At 57.1% G+C, this 22,807-nt stretch carries 24 protein-coding genes and 1 tRNA gene; 11 read left to right on the top strand and 14 right to left on the bottom strand.

Features of this window, described 5'->3' with window-relative positions; genetic code table 11:
- On the top strand, positions 1-777 hold the full coding sequence (locus tag ACR0I1_RS02985; protein WP_480704903.1) for a squalene/phytoene synthase family protein: 777 nt from the start codon (positions 1-3) through the stop codon (positions 775-777).
- Positions 778-779: 2 nt separating this feature from the next.
- Here ACR0I1_RS02985 and ACR0I1_RS02980 read toward each other — a convergent pair whose 3' ends face one another.
- Entirely contained in the window at positions 780-2,006 is a 1,227-nt protein-coding gene (locus ACR0I1_RS02980; RefSeq protein WP_480704901.1) for an MFS transporter, read from the bottom strand.
- 98 nt (positions 2,007-2,104) lie between these two features.
- Between ACR0I1_RS02980 and ACR0I1_RS02975 the strand changes: the two genes are divergently transcribed.
- From ACR0I1_RS02975 to ACR0I1_RS02965, 3 genes are read left to right on the top strand one after another with little or no spacing between them, the layout of a single operon-like run.
- Positions 2,105-2,737 carry a DNA-3-methyladenine glycosylase family protein gene (locus ACR0I1_RS02975; protein WP_480569806.1) on the top strand — a complete coding sequence of 211 codons (633 nt, stop codon included), beginning with the start codon at positions 2,105-2,107 and terminating at the stop codon, positions 2,735-2,737.
- Positions 2,734-3,399 carry an alpha/beta fold hydrolase gene (locus ACR0I1_RS02970; RefSeq protein ID WP_170392997.1) on the top strand — a complete coding sequence of 222 codons (666 nt, stop codon included), beginning with the start codon at positions 2,734-2,736 and terminating at the stop codon, positions 3,397-3,399. The genes ACR0I1_RS02975 and ACR0I1_RS02970 overlap by 4 nt, the downstream gene beginning before the upstream one ends.
- 27 nt (positions 3,400-3,426) lie before the next feature.
- Entirely contained in the window at positions 3,427-3,729 is a 303-nt protein-coding gene (locus tag ACR0I1_RS02965; RefSeq protein ID WP_170421777.1) for a putative quinol monooxygenase, read from the top strand.
- Positions 3,730-3,733: 4 nt separating this feature from the next.
- Here ACR0I1_RS02965 and ACR0I1_RS02960 read toward each other — a convergent pair whose 3' ends face one another.
- Together ACR0I1_RS02960 and ACR0I1_RS02955 are read right to left on the bottom strand one after the other, a co-directional pair.
- A complete protein-coding gene (locus ACR0I1_RS02960; RefSeq protein ID WP_480704899.1) occupies positions 3,734-4,159 on the bottom strand; it encodes a VOC family protein in 426 nt (141 codons plus the stop codon).
- A gap of 31 nt (positions 4,160-4,190) precedes the next feature.
- Complete coding sequence (locus ACR0I1_RS02955) at positions 4,191-4,796, bottom strand: rRNA large subunit pseudouridine synthase E (RefSeq protein WP_480704897.1); 606 nt, start codon at positions 4,794-4,796, stop codon at positions 4,191-4,193.
- A 211-nt stretch (positions 4,797-5,007) separates the two neighbouring features.
- Here ACR0I1_RS02955 and ACR0I1_RS02950 point away from each other — a divergent pair, with 211 nt between their 5' ends.
- A complete protein-coding gene (locus tag ACR0I1_RS02950) occupies positions 5,008-5,595 on the top strand; it encodes an HNH endonuclease (protein ID WP_170405905.1) in 588 nt (195 codons plus the stop codon).
- Positions 5,596-5,598: 3 nt separating this feature from the next.
- Here ACR0I1_RS02950 and ACR0I1_RS02945 read toward each other — a convergent pair whose 3' ends face one another.
- Positions 5,599-6,063 carry a disulfide bond formation protein B gene (locus ACR0I1_RS02945; RefSeq protein WP_480704895.1) on the bottom strand — a complete coding sequence of 155 codons (465 nt, stop codon included), beginning with the start codon at positions 6,061-6,063 and terminating at the stop codon, positions 5,599-5,601.
- The gene (locus ACR0I1_RS02940; protein WP_170393003.1) at positions 6,060-6,638 is read right to left on the bottom strand and encodes a YqaA family protein; all 579 of its coding nucleotides are present in this window, start codon (positions 6,636-6,638) and stop codon (positions 6,060-6,062) included. The genes ACR0I1_RS02945 and ACR0I1_RS02940 overlap by 4 nt, the downstream gene beginning before the upstream one ends.
- 145 nt (positions 6,639-6,783) lie before the next feature.
- Between ACR0I1_RS02940 and ACR0I1_RS02935 the strand changes: the two genes are divergently transcribed.
- A tRNA-Leu gene (locus ACR0I1_RS02935) sits at positions 6,784-6,869 on the top strand.
- A gap of 33 nt (positions 6,870-6,902) precedes the next feature.
- On the opposite strand, the gene ACR0I1_RS02930 is transcribed toward ACR0I1_RS02935, so the two are convergent.
- The 3 genes from ACR0I1_RS02930 to ACR0I1_RS02920 are packed head-to-tail and all read right to left on the bottom strand — an operon-like array spanning position 6,903 to position 10,985.
- Positions 6,903-7,937 carry a lipocalin-like domain-containing protein gene (locus ACR0I1_RS02930; protein WP_480704893.1) on the bottom strand — a complete coding sequence of 345 codons (1,035 nt, stop codon included), beginning with the start codon at positions 7,935-7,937 and terminating at the stop codon, positions 6,903-6,905.
- Positions 7,927-10,341 (bottom strand): FtsX-like permease family protein, encoded by a 2,415-nt coding sequence (locus ACR0I1_RS02925; RefSeq protein WP_170421764.1) that lies wholly within the window; start codon positions 10,339-10,341, stop codon positions 7,927-7,929. The genes ACR0I1_RS02930 and ACR0I1_RS02925 overlap by 11 nt, the downstream gene beginning before the upstream one ends.
- The gene (locus tag ACR0I1_RS02920; RefSeq protein WP_480704891.1) at positions 10,338-10,985 is read right to left on the bottom strand and encodes an ABC transporter ATP-binding protein; all 648 of its coding nucleotides are present in this window, start codon (positions 10,983-10,985) and stop codon (positions 10,338-10,340) included. The genes ACR0I1_RS02925 and ACR0I1_RS02920 overlap by 4 nt, the downstream gene beginning before the upstream one ends.
- Between ACR0I1_RS02920 and ACR0I1_RS02915 the strand changes: the two genes are divergently transcribed.
- A complete protein-coding gene (locus ACR0I1_RS02915) occupies positions 10,984-11,586 on the top strand; it encodes a potassium channel family protein (RefSeq protein ID WP_370644421.1) in 603 nt (200 codons plus the stop codon). The genes ACR0I1_RS02920 and ACR0I1_RS02915 overlap by 2 nt on opposite strands.
- On the opposite strand, the gene cls is transcribed toward ACR0I1_RS02915, so the two are convergent.
- From cls to ACR0I1_RS02900, 3 genes are read right to left on the bottom strand one after another with little or no spacing between them, the layout of a single operon-like run.
- The gene (gene cls, locus ACR0I1_RS02910; RefSeq protein ID WP_170405886.1) at positions 11,583-12,995 is read right to left on the bottom strand and encodes a cardiolipin synthase; all 1,413 of its coding nucleotides are present in this window, start codon (positions 12,993-12,995) and stop codon (positions 11,583-11,585) included. The two genes, ACR0I1_RS02915 and cls, sit on opposite strands and share 4 nt — an antisense overlap.
- Positions 12,996-13,018: 23 nt before the next feature.
- A complete protein-coding gene (locus ACR0I1_RS02905) occupies positions 13,019-13,993 on the bottom strand; it encodes an HAD family hydrolase (RefSeq protein WP_480704888.1) in 975 nt (324 codons plus the stop codon).
- Between the two features lie 60 nt (positions 13,994-14,053).
- Positions 14,054-15,664 carry an arylsulfatase gene (locus tag ACR0I1_RS02900; protein ID WP_255612093.1) on the bottom strand — a complete coding sequence of 537 codons (1,611 nt, stop codon included), beginning with the start codon at positions 15,662-15,664 and terminating at the stop codon, positions 14,054-14,056.
- Positions 15,665-15,855: 191 nt separating this feature from the next.
- Here ACR0I1_RS02900 and ACR0I1_RS02895 point away from each other — a divergent pair, with 191 nt between their 5' ends.
- Positions 15,856-16,536, top strand: a complete 681-nt coding sequence (locus tag ACR0I1_RS02895) for a Crp/Fnr family transcriptional regulator (RefSeq protein WP_170510220.1) — start codon at positions 15,856-15,858, stop codon at positions 16,534-16,536.
- Positions 16,537-16,543: 7 nt separating this feature from the next.
- Here the strand turns inward: ACR0I1_RS02895 and ACR0I1_RS02890 are convergent, their stop codons facing one another.
- The gene (locus ACR0I1_RS02890; RefSeq protein ID WP_170393011.1) at positions 16,544-17,635 is read right to left on the bottom strand and encodes an AI-2E family transporter; all 1,092 of its coding nucleotides are present in this window, start codon (positions 17,633-17,635) and stop codon (positions 16,544-16,546) included.
- A 158-nt stretch (positions 17,636-17,793) separates the two neighbouring features.
- Between ACR0I1_RS02890 and ACR0I1_RS02885 the strand changes: the two genes are divergently transcribed.
- The 3 genes from ACR0I1_RS02885 to ACR0I1_RS02875 all read left to right on the top strand — a co-directional run bounded on the left by ACR0I1_RS02885 (position 17,794) and on the right by ACR0I1_RS02875 (position 20,841).
- Complete coding sequence (locus tag ACR0I1_RS02885; protein ID WP_170393012.1) at positions 17,794-18,651, top strand: YihY/virulence factor BrkB family protein; 858 nt, start codon at positions 17,794-17,796, stop codon at positions 18,649-18,651.
- A complete protein-coding gene (locus tag ACR0I1_RS02880) occupies positions 18,651-20,555 on the top strand; it encodes a cytochrome c3 family protein (protein WP_480705728.1) in 1,905 nt (634 codons plus the stop codon). The genes ACR0I1_RS02885 and ACR0I1_RS02880 overlap by 1 nt, the downstream gene beginning before the upstream one ends.
- A 91-nt stretch (positions 20,556-20,646) precedes the next feature.
- Positions 20,647-20,841, top strand: a complete 195-nt coding sequence (locus ACR0I1_RS02875; protein ID WP_170393013.1) for a hypothetical protein — start codon at positions 20,647-20,649, stop codon at positions 20,839-20,841.
- A 6-nt stretch (positions 20,842-20,847) separates the two neighbouring features.
- On the opposite strand, the gene ACR0I1_RS02870 is transcribed toward ACR0I1_RS02875, so the two are convergent.
- The gene (locus ACR0I1_RS02870; RefSeq protein ID WP_170393014.1) at positions 20,848-21,564 is read right to left on the bottom strand and encodes an RlmE family RNA methyltransferase; all 717 of its coding nucleotides are present in this window, start codon (positions 21,562-21,564) and stop codon (positions 20,848-20,850) included.
- The gene (locus ACR0I1_RS02865; protein ID WP_170393015.1) at positions 21,564-22,676 is read right to left on the bottom strand and encodes a Ppx/GppA phosphatase family protein; all 1,113 of its coding nucleotides are present in this window, start codon (positions 22,674-22,676) and stop codon (positions 21,564-21,566) included. The genes ACR0I1_RS02870 and ACR0I1_RS02865 overlap by 1 nt, the downstream gene beginning before the upstream one ends.
- Positions 22,677-22,807 lie beyond the last annotated feature (131 nt).

The following is a 22,807-nucleotide window of genomic DNA, read 5'->3' as shown; positions in this document are numbered from 1 at the left end:
GTGGAGTTCGACGACGACATCAAGGCTTGTGCTGCGCTGGTTCATCGGGCCGATCCCGATCGCTTTATGGCTGCCATGGCCGCGCCAGTTGAGGCACGGGCAGTTTTGTTCCCGATTTATGCGCTGAACGTCGAGGTGGCCCGTGCCCCGTGGGTGACGCAAGAGAGCATGATCGCCGAGATGCGGCTGCAATGGTGGCGCGATGCCTTGCAAGAGATTGCCGAAGGTCCATCTGTTCGTCGGCACGAGGTTGTTACGCCATTGTCGCGCGTGATTTATCCGCATCTGGCAGCGCTGTTGGATGAATATGTGGCCGTAAGGCTTTGGGATATCTATCGTGATCCGTTCGAGGATGAGGCGCATTTTGACGCCTATATTGCCCATAGCGCTGGAACATTAATGGTGGTGTCGGCGCAGGCTTTGGGTTCGGCGGATGAAACTGTTCTGCGTGATTTCGGATATGCAGCGGGGATCGCGAATTGGCTGCGCGCAATTCCCGAGCTTGAGGCACGTGGGCGCATTCCTTTGCTGGACGGAACCCATGACGGGGTTCGGGCGCTGGCGCAGAAGGCTTTGGACCGATTGGCGCAGGCGCGGTCCGCCCGCAACGAGGTCTCGGCACAAGCACGGCCTGCGCTCAATGCGGGGTGGCAGACGGAATGGGTGTTGCGGACTGCATTGGCCAGACCGGACCGGGTGGCCGCAGGTGCGTTGGCTCAGGGTGAAATCCGACGTCGGTTTACCCTGATGAAAACCGCAGCGACCGGGCGCTGGTAACGTCAGACGGTTTGTGGGTCCGAAGGCCTCAGAACCAGCCACAGCAGCGCGCCACCTGCAAGGGTCAGCAGCGGGATCATGGCGAGGTTTACGGCCGTCCAACCCTCGACCGCTGAACCGCCCGAGCAGTTCATCAATCCGCCAGAGGCAAGCGAAGCAAAGGTCACGCCGCCAAACACCAGCAAGTCATTCAGGCCCTGCATTCGCCCGCGTTCGTGCACTTCATGCGAGTCTGCCAACATGCTGGTGGCGCCAATGAAGCCAAAGTTCCATCCGATGCCAAGCAGGATCAGGGCGACGAAAAAGTTACCTAGATCAATACCTTGCAAGGCGACAATGCCTGCGCCGCCAAGGATTGCCAAACCGAGAGCTACGATCTTTTCGACCCCAAACCGCGCGATCAGGTGGCCGGTGAAGAAGCTGGGAATGTACATCGCCAGTACGTGGCTGGTGACGATATCCGCGGCATCACCTTCGGTATATCCGCACCCGACGACGGCCAAAGGTGTAGACGTCATTACAAGGTTCATCAGCGCATAGGAAACCATTGCGCAGATGATCGCTACTGCGATGCGTGGGGTTTTCAGCAACTCCAGCCGTGTGCGACCTTTGGGTTCATCTTCGGTCGGTTTCGGCGGAGTAGGGATGTCGAGAAAGAAGAACAGGGCTGAGCCGATTACGTTGATCGCGATCACCGCCAGATAAGTGCCCAAAAACGGGACCACATACGCCTGCGAGGTCAGCTTGACGATCTGAGGGCCGATGATCGCCGCCGCAAGCCCTCCGGCCATGACGTATGAGATCGCCTTGGGCCGAAATGCATCGGAGGCGGTGTCGGCAGCAGCAAAGCGATAAAAGCCATGTGCGCTCATGTATATGCCGGTCAGGAAGCTGCCGATCAGGAAGATCGGGAACGAGCCGAGATAAAGGCCGTAAGCCCCGATAACGCCCCCTGCGGCACCTGCGGTTGATCCCACAAGAAACCCGGCACGGCGTCCCCAGCGTTGCATGATGGCTGAAATCGGCGTGGCCGCCAGCATTGAACCCAGAACGATTAGTGAAATCGGCAGCGTCGCAAGGCAAGCGTTGCTGGCCAGCGATTGGCCTGCCAGCCCGCCGACGATGAACATCATCGGCATCTGTGCACCCAGGATTGCCTGTGCTGCCACCAAAACGGCGACGTTGCGTTTGGCCTGACTGTCGTCAGGGGTGGCAGCGATCATTGTCATGGGCGAATGGTTATCTACGATTGAGACTTGGCACAAGCGGGTTGCATATGCGGCACATCCGCCTAACGTGCGGACAAGGATCACTTATTGGAGAGCGCATGTCCGTCGGACGCATCATCGAAACATCGGACTGCGTTACCGAAGGGGCCGAGTGGCTGGCTGAGGCCTGCCCCCGGATGGCTTATGCGATAGAGCAAACCGGACCCCTGCCACTCAGGCGCAAGCCTGACGGGTTCGCCCAGTTGCTCAGCGCGATTGTCAGTCAGCAGGTCAGCGTGGCCTCGGCAAACGCAATCTGGAAGAGGCTGCAGGACGCAAAACTGACCGGTCCGCGCAAGATTATGTGGGCCACTGATGATGATCTGCGCGCTGTGGGTCTCAGCCGTCAGAAAATTCGCTATGCCCGCGCCTTGGCCGAGGCGCGGATCGATTACAAAGCACTGCGCGATGCCCCGGATGACGAGGTGGTCGCGATTCTGACCGAGGTGCCGGGAATCGGTGTCTGGACCGCCGAGATTTATGCGATGTTTTCGCTGGGTCGCGCCGATGTGATTGCACCGGGCGATCTGGCCTTACAGGAAGCTGCACGCATCCTCTATGAATTGCCAGAACGACCAAAAGACAAAGAGTTACGCCAGATGGCTGAAGCATGGTCGCCGTGGCGATCGGTTGCGGCGCGGGTGCTGTGGGCCTATTACCGGGTCGCAAAAGACAGAGAAGGGATCAGATGACACGGGTTTTGAACGCGCTCAGGAAAGAGCCGGTTTCAGGCGACACACGCTCGGTCGTGGTGTTTGTGCATGGTTATGGTGCAAACGGGGCCGATCTTTTGGGGCTGGCTGATCCGTTGGGCGAGCATCTCCCGGATACGTTGTTTGTAGCTCCGGACGCGCCTGAACAGATCATCGGTATGCCCAACGGTTTCCAGTGGTTCCCGATCCCGTGGATTGATGGCTCATCCGAGGAGGAAGCCCGACGGGGTATGGAAATGGCGGTTGAGGATTTCAACGCGTTCCTTGATGCGCTGATGGTGGATGAGGATGTCCTGCCAGAGCAGGTAGTGCTGTTCGGTTTCAGCCAGGGCACGATGATGAGCTTACATGTAGCCCCGCGCCGCGAGGACCCAGTGGCCGGGATCGTAGCGTTCTCGGGCCGTTTGCTGGAACCTGATTTGCTGCCAGACGAAACCGTAAGTCGCATGCCGATCCTGCTGGTGCATGGCGATGCTGATGACGTTGTACCGCCGCAATCGTTGCCAGAAGCAGCTGAGGCACTTCAGGCGGCCGGGTTCAAAGAGGTTTATGCCCATATAATGAAGGGCACTGGCCACGGGATTGCTCCGGATGGCTTGAGTGTTGCGCTGGCCTTCATGCGGGATAAGCTGAGCCTCTGACTTGCGGGACGATCTAAGGAGAGCATGATGCTGATCGTGACAGGAGTGGTCGAAGTTTCAGATGCAGCGGTCGAGAAAGCCATTGCTGCTGCGCAGGAAATGGTTGCGGAAACTCTGAAAGAACCCGGATGCCTGATCTATGAATTCAGTCAAATCCTGGGTCAGGCGACCCGCTTTCGGGTCTATGAGGAATGGCAGGATCAGGCCGCGCTTGAGGCCCATTTCGCGACCCCTCATATGGCTGCTTTTCAGGCGGCGCTTGGCGAGGTCGGCGTTGTCTCTAGCGAAATCTACCGTGTGATCGGGGGCGAGAAGCAGCCGCTTCGCTGATCGATCACTCCCAAAGCTTTCCTTCCGAGAATTCGACCGAATTGCCTGCAGGGTCTCGTACATAGAGCGACCGGGCTCCGTTGGGCCAGTCGAACTCGGCATCGACAGGGATGTTCCAGTCCAACAGATGCTTGCGCATCACGGTGATTTCATCGCGGCTCAGGACAAGGCAAACATGGCTGGGACCGCGCGCCCCATGCGGTGGGACCGGCAGATCGGGGTTTCCTGGCGGTTTCTCGGTTTCGCTGGCATTGAACAGCAACAGGACGGACCCGCCGATCCGATAGAACACATGGCGATCGGTGACACGCTGGATTTTATCTAGTCCCAATATCTGACCATAGAAATCCTCGGCCGCATCCAGGTCGTCGACATACAGCGCGGCTTCCAGGATGGCAGACGGGGCAGGGATATCCGGTGTGACCTTCATGCCCTAAGCCTATCACATCACGCAGTTTTTGTCACCGGCGCGGGCGGCGGTCCCGCTTGCGCGACGGTGCTGAGTCAACAGCTGGCATCGGCAGGCTTTCCCACTGACCGGGGTCAAGGCCGTCCAAAGACCAATCTCCAACACGGGCTCGGATCAGGCGCAGAGTTGGGTGCCCGACTGCGGCTGTCATCCGGCGAACCTGACGGTTGCGGCCCTCTTTAATCGTCAGTTCAACCCAACTGTCGGGCACCGTTTGGCGAACCCGGATCGGCGGGGTGCGTGGCCACAGCCATTCGGGTTCGTCAATCAGACGCGCCTTGGCGAGGCGCGTCAAACCATCCTTAAGTTCAACACCTTCCCGCAACGCCTTTAGTGCCGCTGTATCGGGAATGCCTTCGACCTGAACCCAGTATGTCTTAGGCATCTTGTGCTTGGGGTCTGATATCTGCGCCTGCAATCGCCCATTATCAGTCAGCAGCATCAAACCCTCGCTATCCCGGTCCAAGCGTCCCGCAGGATAGACACCGGGCAGGTCGATGAATTCCGAGAGCGTGCTGCGGGGCGAGTCAGAATTGGCGCGGTCGGTGAACTGCGGCAATACATCGTAAGGTTTGTTGAAACGGATGAACCAGGACATGCCCCGCCATAGCTTGCAGACCACATCTGCGCAACCTGTGGATAAGTGTCACTTATCTGTTACGTATTCGGCCTAACCAATACCCGAGATGTTGTGTGAACTCGGCACTTGTCAGAGATTTAACACGATATATAGTTAACTTAAGGCCGGGGCGGGTGTTCCCCGCTCTGATGTCACAAACGGGCAGTACAGAGCGAGGAGCGATTCTGTTATGGACGGAGACTTCAGGACCGAATTTGTCAGGGAAACCGGTGCTCTCAAGCATCATCCGGCATTGGTTTTGAACGCCGATTACAGACCTCTTTCCTACTACCCGTTGTCTTTATGGCCGTGGCAGGAGGCGATCAAAGCTGCCTGGCTGGACAGGGTGGATATTGTTGCGGAATATGACGAGGTTGTCCGCAGTCCCAGTACCGAGATCCGAATACCCTCGGTCGTTGTCCTGAAAGACTATGTAAAACCCAGAAAGCGCGTGGCCTTCACGCGCTTTAATTTATTCTTGCGGGATGAATTCAAATGCCAGTACTGCGGCAGCCGTGAAAACCTGACCTTTGATCATGTTGTACCGCGCGCTGCGGGCGGGGTCACAAGTTGGCAGAATGTCGTTGCAGCGTGCAGCCCGTGCAATCTGCGCAAAGGCTCAAAATCCCTGCGACAAGCCAGAATGTCTCTGAATAAACCGCCGCGTCAGCCGGATGCTGAGGCTTTGCGCAATATCGGTCGGAAGTTCCCCCCGAACCATCTGCACGAAAGCTGGATCGACTTCCTCTACTGGGATGCCGAACTGGATCAGCTATAAACCCTAGCGCGCGTGCCAGGCTGCGATCCAGATCAGGACCAGACCCGTCGAAATCAATCCATTCCAGCCCGCCATGGAAATCCCGAACATCTCCCACGGGATGTCATCGCAACGCACGAGCGGGGCGGACATGATCTGATCCATTAACTCTTCTGCACTCAGGCCGCCGATATCACCAGATGTGCAGGTCGATGGGCCCTCCCACCAGCCTTGCTCGACCCCAGCATGGTAAAACCCTATTCCCGCCGTTGTGGCCGCGGCCAGAGCGCCTAGTAGGGGCAGGGGGCGGACGCCCGGGAAGGCAAAGGCTAGAGCACCAAGAATCACTGCGACACCATGAGGATACCGCTGCCAGATGCACATTTTGCACGGCGCGAGCCCACCGATGTACTGAAAGCCCCAAGCCCCAAGTAGCAACGCGGCCGAGCCGGATGCGGCAACCAGAACCAGAAGTCTTTTGCGCGTCATAAGTATTTCACCACAAGAAAGCCGCCAAACAGCAGGATTATGAATAGGGTAAACATCAAACCCAACCGTTTTTCGATGAAGTCACGGATTGGTTCCCCAAATTTCCACAGCAGCCCGGCCACAAGAAAGAAGCGCAAGGCGCGCGCCAGGATCGAGGTGGCTATGAACGTCCCAATCGGCATCCCGGTCCAGCCCGACATGATGGTGATGACCTTATAGGGGAAAGGCGTCACACCAGCCGCCAGCACGGCCCAGAAGCCGAAATCATTGAAGCGGGTATTGAATTCTTCCATTGCGTGGGCTTTGCCCATGGCTTCCAGAACAGGCTGCCCAAGGCTTTCGTAAAAGAATGCCCCAATTGCATAACCCAATATCCCACCCAGCACCGAGGCAACCAAGGCGACTGTCGCGATCAGCCAGGCCCTCGACGGACGTGCAAGGATCATGGGAATCATCAAAACATCGGGTGGGATCGGAAAAAACGAACTTTCAACAAAAGCCACAACAGCCAGCGCCCAGAGCGCATGAGGATGTTCGGCCAGACGAATGGTCCAGTCATAAAGGGATCGCAACATGAAGAATAAGTATCCTGGTAACCGCTGCGGCAAGCCAAACCATGCACCCGACTGACCGTCAACCTCCTTCGATGAAACATTCAGAGCAGTGGTTGTTTTTTGCCTCTGGACCTTCTCTCGGTAGGGCGCTAATCCAGTGTTCGTGGCCCAAGTGGCGGAATGGTAGACGCAGGGGATTCAAAATCCCCCGCCTTCACGGGCGTGAGAGTTCGAGTCTCTCCTTGGGCACCACAGCGACTCTGAATATATTGCTGAAGTTCGGCTTCAATACCCCGTCATCTCAAGATATCCGCGCCCTGTGTGGCTGCCTGTGATGGTGATTGGGCCTTCCCAGTATTCGAACCGGGTTCCCATCCAGGCTTTCGGGCTTATGGCATCGACTTCAACATCGATCCCGCGATCCGGCAACGACACCTGCCATTTGATCGGAACGTCACGTTGTGCCACGCGGGCGGTTTCAAGGGGTTCTAGCAGGACTGAGCCGTCAGGTAGGGGGGTCGTTTGCCCATCGGCCTCAATCCACGTAGCGGCCGTGAAATCCCCTCGATCCCCGCGCAGGCGGAAGGCCATCAGCTTGTCACCGTCGTCAAAGCTGAGCGAGAACCAGTCCCAGCCGCTTTGATCTTCGGCCAAGGGTTGCGAAGACCATTCGCGATCCAGCCAACCCTGGCCGGCGACTTCGACATCTTCGTTGGGCAGGTGGAGCGTGCCCTCGACCGAGTAGAAGGGTTGTGAATAGTAGTAGCTTGCCTGACCATCGGCGGATTTCACCGAATACCCCTCGGCCCCGTGAAACACCAATGGGCCTTGGGCCTTCAGAGTCAGATCATACCCAAAGTCTGATCCGTTTGCTGTCAGGCTGAGGGTTTCCAAATCATCGCCGCGCATGTGCCATTCATCGATCCATGCCTCAAACGGATGGGCCGTTACGCCAGCCTGTCCGACACCGCCGCGAGAGAGTCGTTCGGCGAAATAGTGTGTTTCTGGCGTTGTGAGCGCGGCATGGCCCATCCAGATCTGCGGGCTTTGCCAGCCGTCAGCCTCGGACGGTTTCAGGGCCGATCGGAACAGGGTCCATTGTATGCCATAGTCGCGACCCTCTGCGTCTTTGAGGTTTGCCGTCAGATACCACCATTCAATCCGATAATCCGGATGGGCGCCGTGATCTTGCGGAAACTGAAAGCTGTAGCCCGGTTCAGGACGCGTAAAGCCATCCGCATTGCCGCCCAACCCGGCATAACCCTGCGCCCAACCGGGAATTGGAAGGAGGATGAACAGAATGAAGGCTTTAACGTTCATTGGCAAAAACCCTCAACAGCGCAGCAGGTGGTAGGCGGAGCAATCGTAATGCGGGTAGGGCCGCTGCGAGCACGGCGGCAACCAGAGTCAGCAGGAATAAGCTCAGCCAATCAGTTGGGAACAAATACATGGGCAAGCGCCATCCGAAGGCCTGCACGTTGATCACGGCCAGCAGCACCCATGCCAAAACAAGGCCCAATGGAAGGGCAAGACAAGCGGTCATCACCGCAAGCAGGACACTGCGCAGAAGCTCTAGCTTGGCCAGTTGCGCGCGCGTAAGGCCCAGCGCCCAGACCGGTGCGACCTGAGGCAGGCGCTGGGTCCACAATGTCAGCAAGCTGGTGAGGATCGCGAACCCCGCAACGCCCAGTGTCAGCACATTCAGCGCTGAGGTGACGACGAAAGTTTTCTCAAAAACAGCCATCGATTGCGCTTTCATAGCGGCCTGCTGCACAACTGCCGATGGGGGTAGGTCAAATTGGTCACGCAACGCCTGTGCCAGCTCCGAGGCTTGATCCGGTGCGATGCGAATGCCGAAGCGGCGTGTATCCGTATCCGGGGCAATCTGATCTAGCATCGGCGTAGCGACTATGGCCTGACCTGTCGGGTTCCCGTAATCGGAATAGACACCTGCAATCGGCAAGCTGTGCTCGGGTGTGATCGAGATGGTATCTCCAGGCCATAGATCCGCGCGTCGTGCGAGTTGCTCGTTGATGAGTACGGCGCCGCGATACAGGACGTTGTCCCAGACGTCGGGATCCTTGGCGATCAGTGGCCAGTTGTTGCGATAGCTATCGTGATCAACAATCCCGTACAGAAACAACGGCCCGGTCTCGTGCGGCAATTCGGTGCTGCGAATGGGTAGGACAGCTGACGCCCTTGGGGCGAGCCAATCGATAAGGGCTGCGCCTTGTGCATTGTCGGCTGCGGTCACGTAGAGTTCGGAGGTCAACCGTTGATCGAGCCAGCCAGTAAAGGTGAGGCGGAAGCTTGAAACCATTGTGCCCACGCCGATATTCGCGGCGAGCGCTAGCAGCAAGGCCATCAGCGCAAGTGACAGACCGGGCAATTGCGCCCGCATGTCCGCGAGCACCCATTGACCAACAGGCGTGCGGGCCCGGCGCAGGCACAAGGTCAATATCCCTGACAGTGCGAGCGGCAGCAACAAGGCCGCTCCGGTCAGCATCCCGGCAAGCAAGGCAAATCCTGCGATAAGTCCGCCGATTGTGAAATATGCGATAAAGCCCACTGCTAGCAGGGCTAGGCCACATGCGCCTGTAATCTGGGCCGAGGCTTTACTGCCACGCCAAGCTTGTAAGCCCGGCCCTGCGAGGATGGGCATGCGCGAAAGTCGCCAAAGAGCGTGGCCACTGGCCGCCAACGTGCCGCCTATTGCCATCGCAAGACCTGCGGCGACCCATTGGGGGCGTAATGACATCTGCCCGTCGATTGTTGCCCCGTAGAGGCCGCGCAACGTGGCGGCGACATCAGGCAACAAGGCTCCAGCCAGAAAATACCCCAGGATTAACCCGAACAGGCCACCGATCAGGGCCAAGAGAAGCAATTCACCCAGAACGATCCAGATCAGGTCCCGCATGGGAAGGCCCAACGCCCTTAATGTACGGATAGTGCCACGCCTCTGCGCGAAGGCGAGGCCGACCGTTCCGTGAACGATGAACAGGCCGACGGCGAAAGACAGCAAGCCGAAGGCTGAGAGGTTCAGGTGAAAGCTGTCGGTAAGCTGCGCGGTATCCAACTGGGCCGAGGGGCTAATGCGTTGAAGTTCAGGCGCAAGTTCTGACAGAGATGGGACCCCACGGGGCTGATTGGGCAAGATCACCAGACGGGAAATCTGACCGGGACGGTTCAGAAGACGCTCGGCCACTCCAATATCGGTGAGCACCAGATCAGCTGGCAGCGCGGTGCTGAAAAGTACCGGTGGGAAGTCGTCACTAGATTGAAACAGCGGGGCCAGGGCGGGTGACATCAGCAGCCGCCCCGGAGCTGTCAGCATATCAGCTGGGTCGGGGGCATCCGCGCCTTGCTCGATCTGGGTGATCGCGGGCAGGACAGGGTAGGCCACCAAATCCACCCCCATCAGACGTACGGAACGGCCCTTGATGCGCAGCGTGCCTTCTAAGACGGCCGCCACTTGCCAACCTGCGCGCCTGAGCTCGGCGTAGCGGGAAAGAGGGATCGTGGAACCGGAGGCGCGCAATTCGTCGAATTGTCCGATGGCAAGCTGGGTGCTGGCGCGTTCATAGCTCGCGCGCGCTTCGGCATTAATGGCTTGCACGGCCGACCACAGACAAGTTGCCAGCGCGATACCCGTCAGAAGCGTCATCAATTGCAATGGGTGCATCCGCCAATGGGACACCAGCGCCAGGACCGCAGCGCGTGTCATGCGATATGCCCGCCCGTCAGGTGGGCACGTCGGTCGAGACGGCTGGCGATGTCATTCGAGTGAGTGACCAGCAGGAGCGCAGCGCCGGTATCGGCAACCAATGAAAGCATCAGGTCCAGCACCACCGCACTTGCTGTTTCGTCCAGATTGCCCGTCGGCTCATCCGCTAGCAGCAATCGTGGTCGGATCGCCATGGCGCGTCCGATGGCAACCCGCTGCTGCTGTCCGCCCGAAAGGTTCTCGGGGTAGCGGTCTTGCAGTTCTCTCAGGCCAAGGCGTTCGGTCAGGTGGACAACCCAATCCGGGTCGTTCCGACCCGCAAGTCGCGCATGGATCGAGAGGTTCTGGGCAACGGTCAGCGACGGGATCAGGTTGAACTGCTGAAAGACCAGAGACAGGGTGCCGCGACGCAATTCGGCGCGTTCCGCATCATTCAGGGCCGACATGGCGCGCCCGTCCAGAGTAATCTCTCCGCCATCAAACCCATCCAGCGCCGCCACCAGATGCAACAATGTGCTTTTGCCACTGCCACTTTCTCCGGTCAGCGCCAAGGTCTGTCCCTGTTCCAGCGTCAATGAAACATCAGTCAGGACAGGTCTCCCACCGGGATAGGATTTTCGAACGTGATTAATTGATAGCAACATGCAAACTCTCATCTGGTCCCGTCACAATGTGCAACGCGGCGCGCCAGTGTCCAGAGCCGAGATCGGTTCTATTCGCCGCAGCCTTACGCATCGCATGGGGTTGTCGGCAACGCGCGAAACCCCCATGCTTGCACAGTTTTCAGCGATCAGAACAAAGGCCGTTTACATGACATTGTCGCAACAAATCATTTGGGGCAGCTTCTATCTGGGTATTTGTTTTCTGATCGAAATCATGCTGCTGACATGGTGCGTTCTGGTCATCCGAAAACTGGTTGCGAAATGGGAGACGCGCAGCACTATCCTCGCAACCGCAGGCCCGATCAGCGTGGCGCTGGTGTTTATCGTGCTGACCCATACGGTTCAGGTCTGGATCTGGGCGATTGTCTGGGTGTGGGGTGATGTGCTGCCGGATTGGAATTCGGCCCTCTATTTCTCATTGGTGACGTTCACAACGCTGGGTTACGGCGACATCGTCTTGGGCGAAGGGCTGCGCATCTTCGGAGCATTTGCATCGGTCACGGGCCTACTGGCCTTTGGGCTGTCGACCGCGTTCCTGGTGGCCCTCATGACGCGGGTGTTTGAAGAACGGTTCCTGAACTAGAGGATCGGTGCAAACAACCGAGCAAGCGGCGCACCAAAACGGATGTGGAACGGTTGCTGGGGCAAATTGCGGGTCAATTCGTAACTTGCTTCAAAATCGGTTTCCAGCATCGCAGCCACTGCGTTTGCTGCGCGACGATCAAAGAACAGGGCCATCGCCTCAAAGTTCAGACGGAAAGATCGGTTGTCCAGATTGGTGGTGCCAACGGCGGCCAAGGTATCGTCTACAACAAACGCTTTTTGATGCATGAAGCCGTCGGTATAGCGAAACACCCGGGCGCCACAGTCTCGGATTTCGTCGAAATAGGCAAAAGCGGCCAGCCAGGGCAGACGATGGTCGATGACATCCGGCACGAGTATTCGTACATCCACACCACGCAACGCCGCGTGCTGTAGCGCGGTCATGATGTCGATGTCGGGCACAAAATAGGGCGAGGCGATCCAAAGCCGTTCTTTCGCCTCAGAAATGGCCGCAAAGAACATCATTGCGCCGGTTTCTGTTTCGTCGCCCGGGCCCGTTGCCACCAGCAGCGCATTCATGTCCTGATCAGATTCATTTCCAGCCCAATCGAGTTGGTCGATCAGATCTTCGTTGCGCGCCCAGTGCCAATCCTCGGTAAAAATCAATTGCAGTTGCCGTACAACGTGGCCGGTCATCTTGATATGTGTGTCCCGCCAGCGACCGAACCGAGGGCTTTGCCCCAAGTATTCAACGCCGATGTTGTGACCACCGATAAAGCCGACATTGCCGTCCACGATCACAGTTTTTCGGTGGTTGCGATAGTTCAGTTGAAACCGGAAATTGGGCCCGCGTTGTTCGCGGGGATCTGCAACATCCACACCGGCCTGGCGCAGCGTCTCAAAATAGCTGGACGGCAAGCCATAGCTACCCACTGCATCGGTCATGAACCGAACATGTACGCCACGCTTGACCGCGGCGATCAGCCGGTCCCGCACCCTTCGCCCAAGATCATCATCCCGGACGATGTAGAACTGGATCAGAACGTAATTCTCGGCCTTATCTATGGCGTCGAGAATGGCATCAAACGTAGCTTTGCCGTCGATCAGCAGCTCGGCTCCATTCCCACGTGAGACGGGCAAATGGGCCAGCGCTTCAAACGCGCGAGGATTGACTCGCATCGTCTGAGGGTCGGGTTTCGAGAAATCGGCAAAGGTCTTGATCCCTTCGACGACGCGCTCACTTTCTTGCCGAGCGATCCGGTATCCTCTGAACCGATGGTGACCGAGGAATAGATACAGCGGCACGCCAAACATCGGGGCCGACAGCAGGAACACAACCCAGCCAACCGCTCCTTGTGGTGTGCGTGCAGTCTGCGCAGCGCGAACTGCAAAGACGACCGCTACGCAATAGAGTGAAAACAGAAAAAACGAGACGAGTAATGTCCACATCGGGGCGCAGCGATCCGGGTTGCTTAGTTTGCCCCAGTGTAGATGCGGGACCAGTCGTTGGCCATATCAACAATGACCCATCCCATATCCGGGCCTTTGTCCAACCCATCGACCAGCCGTCCAATCGGGCTTTCGCGGTCGTAGGCCCATTCACGATCCGCATCAGTGTGATGGATCAAAACGCCCAGCCGTGGCCCGTCGCCTGCGGTGGTCCATTCAAGCATGGCAAAATCCCCGTCCGAGTTTCCCCCGGCAAATATGGGGCGCTTGCCGATGGTGCGCTCGATATTGATAGGTTTGCCTTCTTTATCATCGATGAAGGCGATGCCGGGGGCCTTGTTGATTACAGGCGTGCCGTCCACATTGTCATACGTGGTCTCACCATAGGTGCCCAGAATCTGTTCGGGCGGGATGCCATAGGCCTGTTCGGCGAAGACACGCATGAAATGCAGGCCTCCGCCTGAAACGATATAAGTTTTGAAATCCTCATCCCGCAGATAGCGCAACAGCTCGACCATCGGCTGATAGGTCATCTGGTCGTAGGGCAGATCGGTCTCGGGATGTCGTGCAGTGTCCAGCCAATCGGCCACCGACGCCTGAAATACTTCAACGCTGCTGCCGGAATGCGATGCGTTGACCACTTCGATCAGAGCGTCGTGCCCGCCTTCCAGAATGGTTTTCAGATCACCTTCAGCAGCCGCTTTCAACGCTGGGGTCGATAAGATCGATGGGTCTTGTTTAGCAAGCTCTGCCAGTTGGTCCATGGCAAATATGAACTGAAAATAGACCGGTTGTTCGGCCCAGAGCGTGCCGTCATTGTCAAACACCGCAATCCGGTCGACGGGAGTGACATAGAGTTCATTCGCCGGGTCGTTGACCGCGTCAACAAAGTCGATGATCTGCTGTTTTGATGCCGAGTCGGTCCAGCTGGGCAGGGGGTCTGCGAACGCCACTAAGGGGACGGTGGCTATAAACGCCGTGAGTTTGAGAAATCTCATTTAATAGCCTCTGATACTGGAAAAAGGGGCCGCGCTTTACGGCGGCCCCTGTCTTGTTTTCTAGTTCGAAGTCGGTGTGGCCAATTTCTGCATTACCTGATCCAGACTGAAGCTTGCCGCCTTCTGACGTGGTGGGAATTCTTGGAAAGTACTCAGGAAACTCGCCACATATTGCTGCGCCGGTACTAGGAAATACACCCGGTCGATCATCCAGTCGTAGTATGTGTTGGATGTCCGGTATCCACGCTCATAAGGGTCGCGGCGCAAATTCACGATGATCGGCACGCGCAGTTCCGTGAATGGTTCCATCCATGCGCGCAGGGTGGCCCATGCTTTTTGCTCCAAAAAGATCAGCTTCCAGTCGTCAAAACGCAAAGCGGACAGGTCGCCGTCATCCGTGAAATAAAAGATTTCACGGCGGGGGCTTTCAGTGGTCTCACCGGTCAGCAACGGCAAGATGTTGTAGCCATCCAGATGCACTTTGTAGTCGCGACCCATGGCAGGTGAGGAATAGCCGGCTTTCAGCTTTTCCTTGATTTCGGGGTCGCCAGCGACCGCCAGATAGGTGGGCAGCCAATCCATGTGATGCACGATTTCGTTCGAGATCGAACCCGCTTCGATCTTACCGGGCCAACGCACCATGGATGGTACGCGCCAACCGCCTTCCCAGTTGGTATTCTTTTCGCCCCAGAACGGTGTCGAAGCGGCATCCGGCCATGTGTTGTAATGCGGGCCGTTATCGGTGGAATAATGAACGATCGTGTTGTCGGCGATGCCGAGTTCGTCCAGCAGATCAAGCAGTTGGCCGACCTGAATGTCATGTTCGATCATGCCCGCCGTGTATTCATCGGCCGGACTACCTAGGATTTCGTTGGCTGTTTCGCGCATTTCTTCCCCGACATGAGTGCGGAAATGCATCCGTGTGCCATTCCACCAGACATAGAATGGTGTGCCGTTCTGGTTGGCCTCACGAATGAACTCAACGGCAGCTTCCAGGGTTTCCTGATCCACCGTTTCCATGCGTTTGCGTGTCAGTGGACCGGTGTCTTCGATGGGGCCGCCTGCGCTGGACTTGATCACACCGCGCGGACCATAGGCCTCGCGGAACGTGCGCCCGTCGGGCAGAACCGCGTCCCCGGGATAATCTTCATGCTCGGGTTCTTCTTCGGCATTGAGGTGATAGAGATTCCCAAAAAACTCATCAAATCCGTGATTTGTCGGTAGATGCTCATCCCTGTCGCCCAGGTGGTTCTTGCCAAACTGGCCGGTCACGTACCCATGATCCTTAAGCAACCCTGCAATCGTGGGGTCTTCGATCTGCATCCCTTCTTTAGCGCCAGGCAAGCCAACCTTGGACAGTCCAGTCCGGAACACCGATTGGCCCATGATGTAAGATGAGCGGCCAGCTGTGCAGGATTGCTCGCCATAATAATCGGTGAAGATCATGCCTTCATCGGCGACCCTGTCGATATTGGGGGTCTGGTATCCCATAAGGCCCATTGTGTAGGCCGAAATGTTGGATTGGCCGATGTCATCGCCCCAAATGACCAGAATGTTGGGTTTTTGATCCTGCGCCCATGCGGGCAGTGCGACCAGAACGGCAATCGACGCTGCTGCGGTACGGCGCAGTCCGATACGCCAGCTTTCCAAGAACCGGGTTGTAGTTAACATGTTTTACTCCTGAACTTGTGGACAATTTGTCCCTGTGAACTATCTGAGACTTGTGTCCAGAATAGGATTAGTTGCAGTCGTTAAGCATTGGATATCCCGCGAAAATAGCCAGATTGCGGGATTCGTGTGTAAGTAATGTAGGCCAGTGAGCCTGATTGAAATTTATCATATGATGAAGTTTAAATATATAGATGGCATTAATTGAAACTGATCTAGACGCGCTGCAGGAAAGTTCCTGGTTCAAAACCAGATCTCCCGCCTTTCAGGATGCTCTGATGCGCAGCGCCGTGCGCCGAACTTACGGTGCTGACGAAGCTTTGTTTGTCCAGGGTGATCCCGCCAACGGGATCCACGCTGTATTGGATGGTAGTGTTAAGATCACCGTCCCCGCAGATGACGGTCAGGAATTTGTCATACACCAAGAGGGACGTGGCTTTTGGATCGGCGATCTCGCGTTGTTTGCGACTGCGCATCGGCTGATCAGCGTGGTAGCGACTCGTCCAACCGAGACGCTTTTCTTTCCGGCCCCGCGGTTAGAACGCTTGGTGCAGGATTCTCCTGACTTTGTTCGGGATTTCTACGCCTTAAGTCATGAAAACATGCAAAAAGCCCTGCGTATCGTTGCCAATCTTGCGGTGACCGGCACCGAGAAACGGCTGGTTTTGAGGCTGCTGCATCTGGATGAGGTGACATCCGATGCAGAGGGTTGGATACCGGTTTCGCAGGAAGAGCTGGCGGCTATGATTGCAGTCTCTGCGCCAACGCTTCACCGAGCATTACACAGGCTTATCGAATTGGACTTGATCGAAGGCGGGTATGGTCGGCTGAGGTTGAAAGATCGACGCGCCCTCGTCGCTAGCTGTCAAAGTTGACGGACGTTCAAGCCGAATGTTCGGTTGACGACCGATCATCCTCGCCAAGCCTTCCATCCAAAGACATCAAGATCGCGACAGGGCGCAGCGCGGGGATGTGGCTGAAGATGATCAGGATGCAGACGGTCAAAGGCACACTCAGGAACGCTCCGATCAGACCCCAGACCGTAGTCCAGAAGGTCAACGCCAAAATCACTAGGAAGGTCGACATGTTCAGCGATCGGCCAAGCATAGCCGGATCCAGAAAGTTGCCGATTAGAAACTGTAGTGTGCCGCACCCCAGAACGATCACGAGAAATGGCCCGATCGTCTCAAACTGAACCAGAGCGATCATTGCGGGAAAGATGACGGCGATGATCGAACCGATTGACGGGATGAAATTCAGGGCGAAAGTCAGCACGGCCCAGGTCTCGGCATATTCCAGACCCAGCGCTTTGAATACAGCGTAGCTGATGGTGGCGGTGATCAGACTGATAAAGGTTTTCACGCCGACATATCGCTGCAGGCTGTACGAAATCGCATCCAGAACCAAGGCCAGGTCAGCCCCCAGCCGCGGGTTGCCGGCGGCAAGCTGGATTTTCTTGCGAAAGGCCAACCGCTCGGCCATCAGAAAGGCGACATAAAGGCTGATAAGGAAGAACTGGTTAAGCAGTGATGTGGCGCTGCCCAGCAATATCCGAGCGACATAGGACATATCGATGCTGACCAGATTGTCTCGGATGAAACTTGTGACATCGTTGCCGACCAACCCGGTAATTCTATGAACAGCCCCGTCAAACTGGCTTTCGTAGGTGTTGATCGAGCGTGCAAACTGCGTGGCCTGACTGCCCAGAATGTACATGATCATGAACAAACCGGCCAATACAACCGTTACTCCCGCGACATTCGCCAACCATATTGGCACCCGCGTCACTGCAATGACCCGGTCGCTAAGGGCCAGGATCAGCACGTTGACCAGTAACGCCATGGTCAACGGCACCAGAAAGTTTGCCCCTGCATAGAGGCCAAGCACCATTAGCGTGGCCACGATCGCAACATCCCGCAATACGCTCAGTTGCGGACGCGCACGGGATGGGCTGTTTTCTGGGTCAGAGGTCATAAGATGGCCTTGGTCTGAGTGCTGCCTGGATGCGTTTTGATTGATCCTGCACAGCCTGGCGGGTTTATGCAATCCATACAGAAGGTTATACGCATGAAATCGGTGGTCTGATCCGATTGGCGGTTCTGCCAAAGGAAAAGGCAGGCTAGGCTAGCGCAATGCCAACTGTTTTGATTCCCTCGTTCGGCCAATTCCTGCGTGCGCTCTGGCTTGCTGTGCGCCGATTTAATGACAAAAACGGCTTCGTCATGAGCAGCCACGTCGCCATGTCGTTGATGATGGCCCTTTTTCCATTCGTTCTATTCACGGTCGCGTTGGCAGGGGCCTTGTCACAGGGCTATGTGACCGATGAACTGATCGAACTGATATTTGGTGCCTGGCCCAAAGACGTGGCCGATCCCATCGTTTCAGAACTGCGTGCTGTTCTGGCCGGTGCGGGCTCGGGCGTGATCACTTTGGGTGGCTTGTTGGCGATCTACTTTGCCTCGAACGGAGTCGCCGCTGTGCGAAAGGCGATGGCGCAGGCCTATCACGACACGGACAATTGGCCGTTCTGGAAGACCCGACTGCTGTGCTTTGTGCTGGTCATAATCGGCGGTGCTGCCATTCTGGCCATCGCGGCGGTCGAAGTCGTTCTGCCGGTCTATACCCGTTTGGTTTCGGAAAAGACGGCAGTGGATGTGGACAACTGGCTGTCGGTGGATCGTCTGCGATGGACCTTTACCGTGGCTGTCCCCGCTGGCACCGTTCTTTTGGCCCATCTGATCTTGCCCACCCGACGGCACAGCCTACTACAAATCTTGCCGGGCGTAATCCTGACATTGGCTTTGTGGGCTGCAGGTGGATGGGGCTTTTCAATCTACATCGCCAAGTTTGCGACCTATAGCGCGACGTATGCCGGGCTTGCAGGGGCAATGGCAGCGCTGATTTTCCTGTACTTATGCTCGGCCATGCTGATCCTCGGGGCCGAATACAACGGTGCGCTGATCGATTTGCAAAACGAAGAGGGGCAATGATGTATCTCCGCGCTATCGTGATGACCGCGATCCTTTGGGCGACCGCGCAGCAGTCGCAGGCGCAGGACTATGTTGGATCAGACGCGTGCTCGGATTGTCATAAGGAAGAAACCGAAGCCTGGGAAGGCTCATACCATGCGCTTGCCTGGACCGAGGTGGAGGACGGCCATGTTCAGGCTGATTTCGATGGAACACGATTCTCGCATGATGGAATGAGCGTGGCCTTTGCGGATCAAGATGGAGCTCTTACGGCGCAGGTCACCGAAAAAGACGGCGTTACAACGACCTATCCGGTACATTCAGTGGTTGGTATCGCGCCGCTACAGCAATATCTTTTCGAAACCGAACCCGGCCGGTTGCAGAGTTTCGACGTTGTTTGGGACGTCGAAAAGGGCCGTTGGTTTCACCTTTATCCAGATCAGGATCTGCCTCCGAATGATGGGCTGCACTGGACCGGTCCGTACAAAAGCTGGAACGCCCGCTGTGCCGAGTGTCACGCGACCGGTTATGTGAAGAACTACGACTCTGAGGAAAGGCGCTATGCCTCGACACAGGTCGAAATTGGTGTCGGGTGCGAGGCTTGCCACGGGCCGGGTTCTGCGCATTTGGAGTGGACGACCGGAAAAGTGTTGCAAGACGGTTTGAGCGAGTTCGGATTCTCTACGACATGGGGCAGGGGGCAGACAGAAGCGGAAATTCAGCAATGCGCCGGCTGTCATTCCCGGCGCGAGGCGTTGGAAGATGGTAATCCGCTTCCCGGCAAGCCGTATCACGACGCCTATAACCTGGCGTTGCTGCGACCGGGTTTGTATCACCCAGATGGCCAGATTTTGGACGAGGTCTATGTTTATGGCTCATTCCTGCAGTCGCGCATGTATGCAGAAGGGGTGGGTTGTATGAATTGCCATGATCCGCACCGGGCTGAGGTAAAAGCCGAGGGTAATGGGTTGTGTACCCAATGCCACTCCCCCGCTGGCAACCCGGATTTCCCGACCCTTCGGAAAGCCGACTATGACACGCCCGCGCATCACCAACATGCTGAAAATTCTGCGGGTGCCCAATGCAAGAATTGCCACATGATCGAGCGTGTCTATATGGGGGTAGATGGCAGGCGCGATCACAGCTTCCGCATTCCCCGCCCTGATCTGGGGCTCGGAACTGATGCCTGCACCGATTGCCATGCGGATGAAGATCAGTCTTGGGCGGCGCAGCAGATTGAACTCTGGTTCCCGGAATCATCCTATAGAGTGGCGCATTATGGCACGACATTTGCAGCAGCAGGCAGTGGTCAATTGGACGACCCTGAAACGCTGGTCGCGATCGCTCTGGATGAAGGGCAGGCAGGTATCGTTCGCGCAACCGCTCTGTATTTGTTGCAACCTTTTGCAACGCCTGATCTTGCCGAGCGTCTAGCACCGTTGTTGGCCGATCCGGACCCACTGATACGGGCCAATGGACCGGTACTGCAGCGTCAGGTTCCTGCCCAGTTGCGCGCTTCGCGGTTAGAGCCGTTGTTATCCGACCCCATGCGCAATGTACGCATCTCGGCTGCGAAAGAGTTCTTATCGATCCCAGCGCAGGCCATGACGCAAGACCAACGCGCAAGCGCGCAGCAGGGCATGGCGGATTGGCAACGTAGCATTTCCAATCGTTTGGACTTTCCTGAGACCCATTTGGTGTTGGGTGGTTGGGCGCTTACGCTCAGAAACGCGCCGGCTGCAGAACGTGCATTCCGCGAGGTTGTAACGCTCGACCCGCAGCGCGTTGAGGCTTGGCCGATGCTGGTTCAACTTGCCCACATCAATCGCGGTGTTCAGGCTGCGTTGGCGACATTGGACGAGGCCTTGTTAGTTCTTCCCGATGATCCAAACTTAATGCAACTGGCGCAGGAACTCGGGAGATAACTGGCATGGAACTGGCAGATTTGCGCCATCTTCACGGCGCATTCTGCGGTTAGCCAACCGGTATAAGCACTCGGATTGCTACAGGTGATGTATGCCGGATCGCACCGCAACCCTCGCAAAGCCGCTGACGGCGGCCCGTAAAACGACGCTTGACCAGCGTATTGAAGAGCTGCGCGCGCGCAAGCCTGTCGATATCAATCATGGCGAAGCACTATTGCTGCAAGGCATAGCTGCAGCGTCTCTGCGGAAACAGAGTATAGCGCCGGGAAAGATCGATCTGGATTAACGCCGCTTAACCCCGGAAGCCGGTGGCGACAACAAACTTCTCGGAACTATCAGAACGTGAGGCCGGAGGCTTCACATTGGCAACCTTGTTGAATTTCTGCTTGAGCAGTTTCTGAAGGTCCCCCTCAGCCCCGCCAGCAAGCACCTTGGCAACGAAGGTGCCGCCCTCTTCCAGCACGTCGAACGCGAAATAAGCCGCCGTTTCGCACAGGGCCATGATCCGCAGGTGGTCAGTCTGTTTGTGGCCCGAGGATGCAGCCGCCATATCAGACATGACCACGTCCGCTTTGCCACCCAGCCAGTCCTTGACCTTCTGATCGGCGTCATCTTCCATGAAATCAAGGACATGCGCGGTGGCACCGGCGACGGGCTCAACCTCTTGAAGGTCAACCCCCAGAACGGTGCCGATGCGCTTGCCGCTTTTCTCGCCGAGTGCATTTACACGTTTCACGGCGACTTGCAGCCAGCCACCGGGCGCACAACCCAGATCGACCACGCGCGCGCCGGGTACGAGAAACCGGAACTTGTCGTCCAACTCAAGTATCTTGAATGCCGCGCGTCCGCGATAGCCTTCGACCTGCGCGCGTTTGACATAGGGGTCGTTCAACTGCCGTTCTAACCAGCGGGTCGAGCTGAGCTTGCGCCCGCGCGCTGTCTTGACCTTCACCTTCAGGTCGCGTTGCCCGCGACCCGAGTTGCTTTTGCCAGTTGGTGTCTTCGCCATCAGAACGGTCCGTCTTCCAATACACCGTCCGCACTCATTTGCGCATAAAGCAAACCCTCGCGCAGCCCACGGTCCGCCACAGAAAGGCGATCGGTGGGCCAGCAGCGCAACAGCGCCTGCAAGATGGCCGAGCCGGACATGATCAGGGCCTGCCGATCTTCTCCGATCCGGGGATCACGGCGGCGCCCACGAGGGCCGAGTTCTAGATAGCCTCGTATCACCTTGTCAATCTGATCGCTGGTCATCCGCAATCCGTCCACCTTCGTCCGGTCATAGCGCTTGAGGCCAAGGTGTGAGGCGGCGACAGTGGTCACCGTTCCGCTGGTGCCCACAATCTGAAACCCTTCGCGGGCCTGTTCATCCTTGTAAGGTGCGAAATCGGCCAGATTTTCTTCGAAAAACCAGCTCATTAGCGCAAAACGCGCGGCATCGTCTTCGACGTCGTTGAACTGATCACGCAATGTTGCCACGCCCAGCGGGACGCTGATCCAATCGACCACCTTGGCCGCAGGGAAAGGGCTTTCAGGCGTGTGGAACCCGTTATGCAATCTCATAATCGCGGCAGGCCGATCCCGACGAGGAACAGAGGAGATGTCGATCCAGACCAATTCGGTTGAGCCGCCGCCGATATCGACGACCAACAATTGCTCGGTCTTGGTCGACACCAGCGGTGCACAGGAAATCACAGCCAGACGTGCTTCTTCCTCGGGCTGGATGATGTCGAGCGTCAGGCCGGTTTCGCGTTTAACTTGCCGGATGAAATCGCGTGAATTCTTGGCGCGACGGCAAGCCTCGGTTGCGATCAAGCGCATGCGCTTGACCTTGTTACGCTTGAGTTTTTGCTGACAAATCCGCAACGCCTGTACGGTACGTGCCATGGACGCCCGCGACAATCGCCCGGTGCGTTCCAGACCGGCACCCAACTGCACCGATTTGGAGAAGCTGTCCACCACATGAAATCCACTGCCCTTGGGCTGGGCGATCAACATGCGGCAGCTATTTGTCCCCAAATCCAGTGCCGCATATAACGCATCTGGATCGGGTCTTGCCGGCGCGGGGCTTTCGACCGCTTTCGGGAACGCGCCCGCACCTCTGGGACGCTTGGGCGCCATCTTAAACGCCCTCCGATTTTCGAGTTACCCCGACCATAGGTCGCGCAATTGGATCACGCAAGACGCTCATTAAAGTCATTAGGATTTTGATGTTCGGTTTTGGCCACCAAGGCTTTAAAAGCTGCGGTACG

The organism is Ruegeria sp. B11, from assembly GCF_056539785.1.
This window is presented reverse-complemented; position numbering and strand designations above follow the sequence as displayed.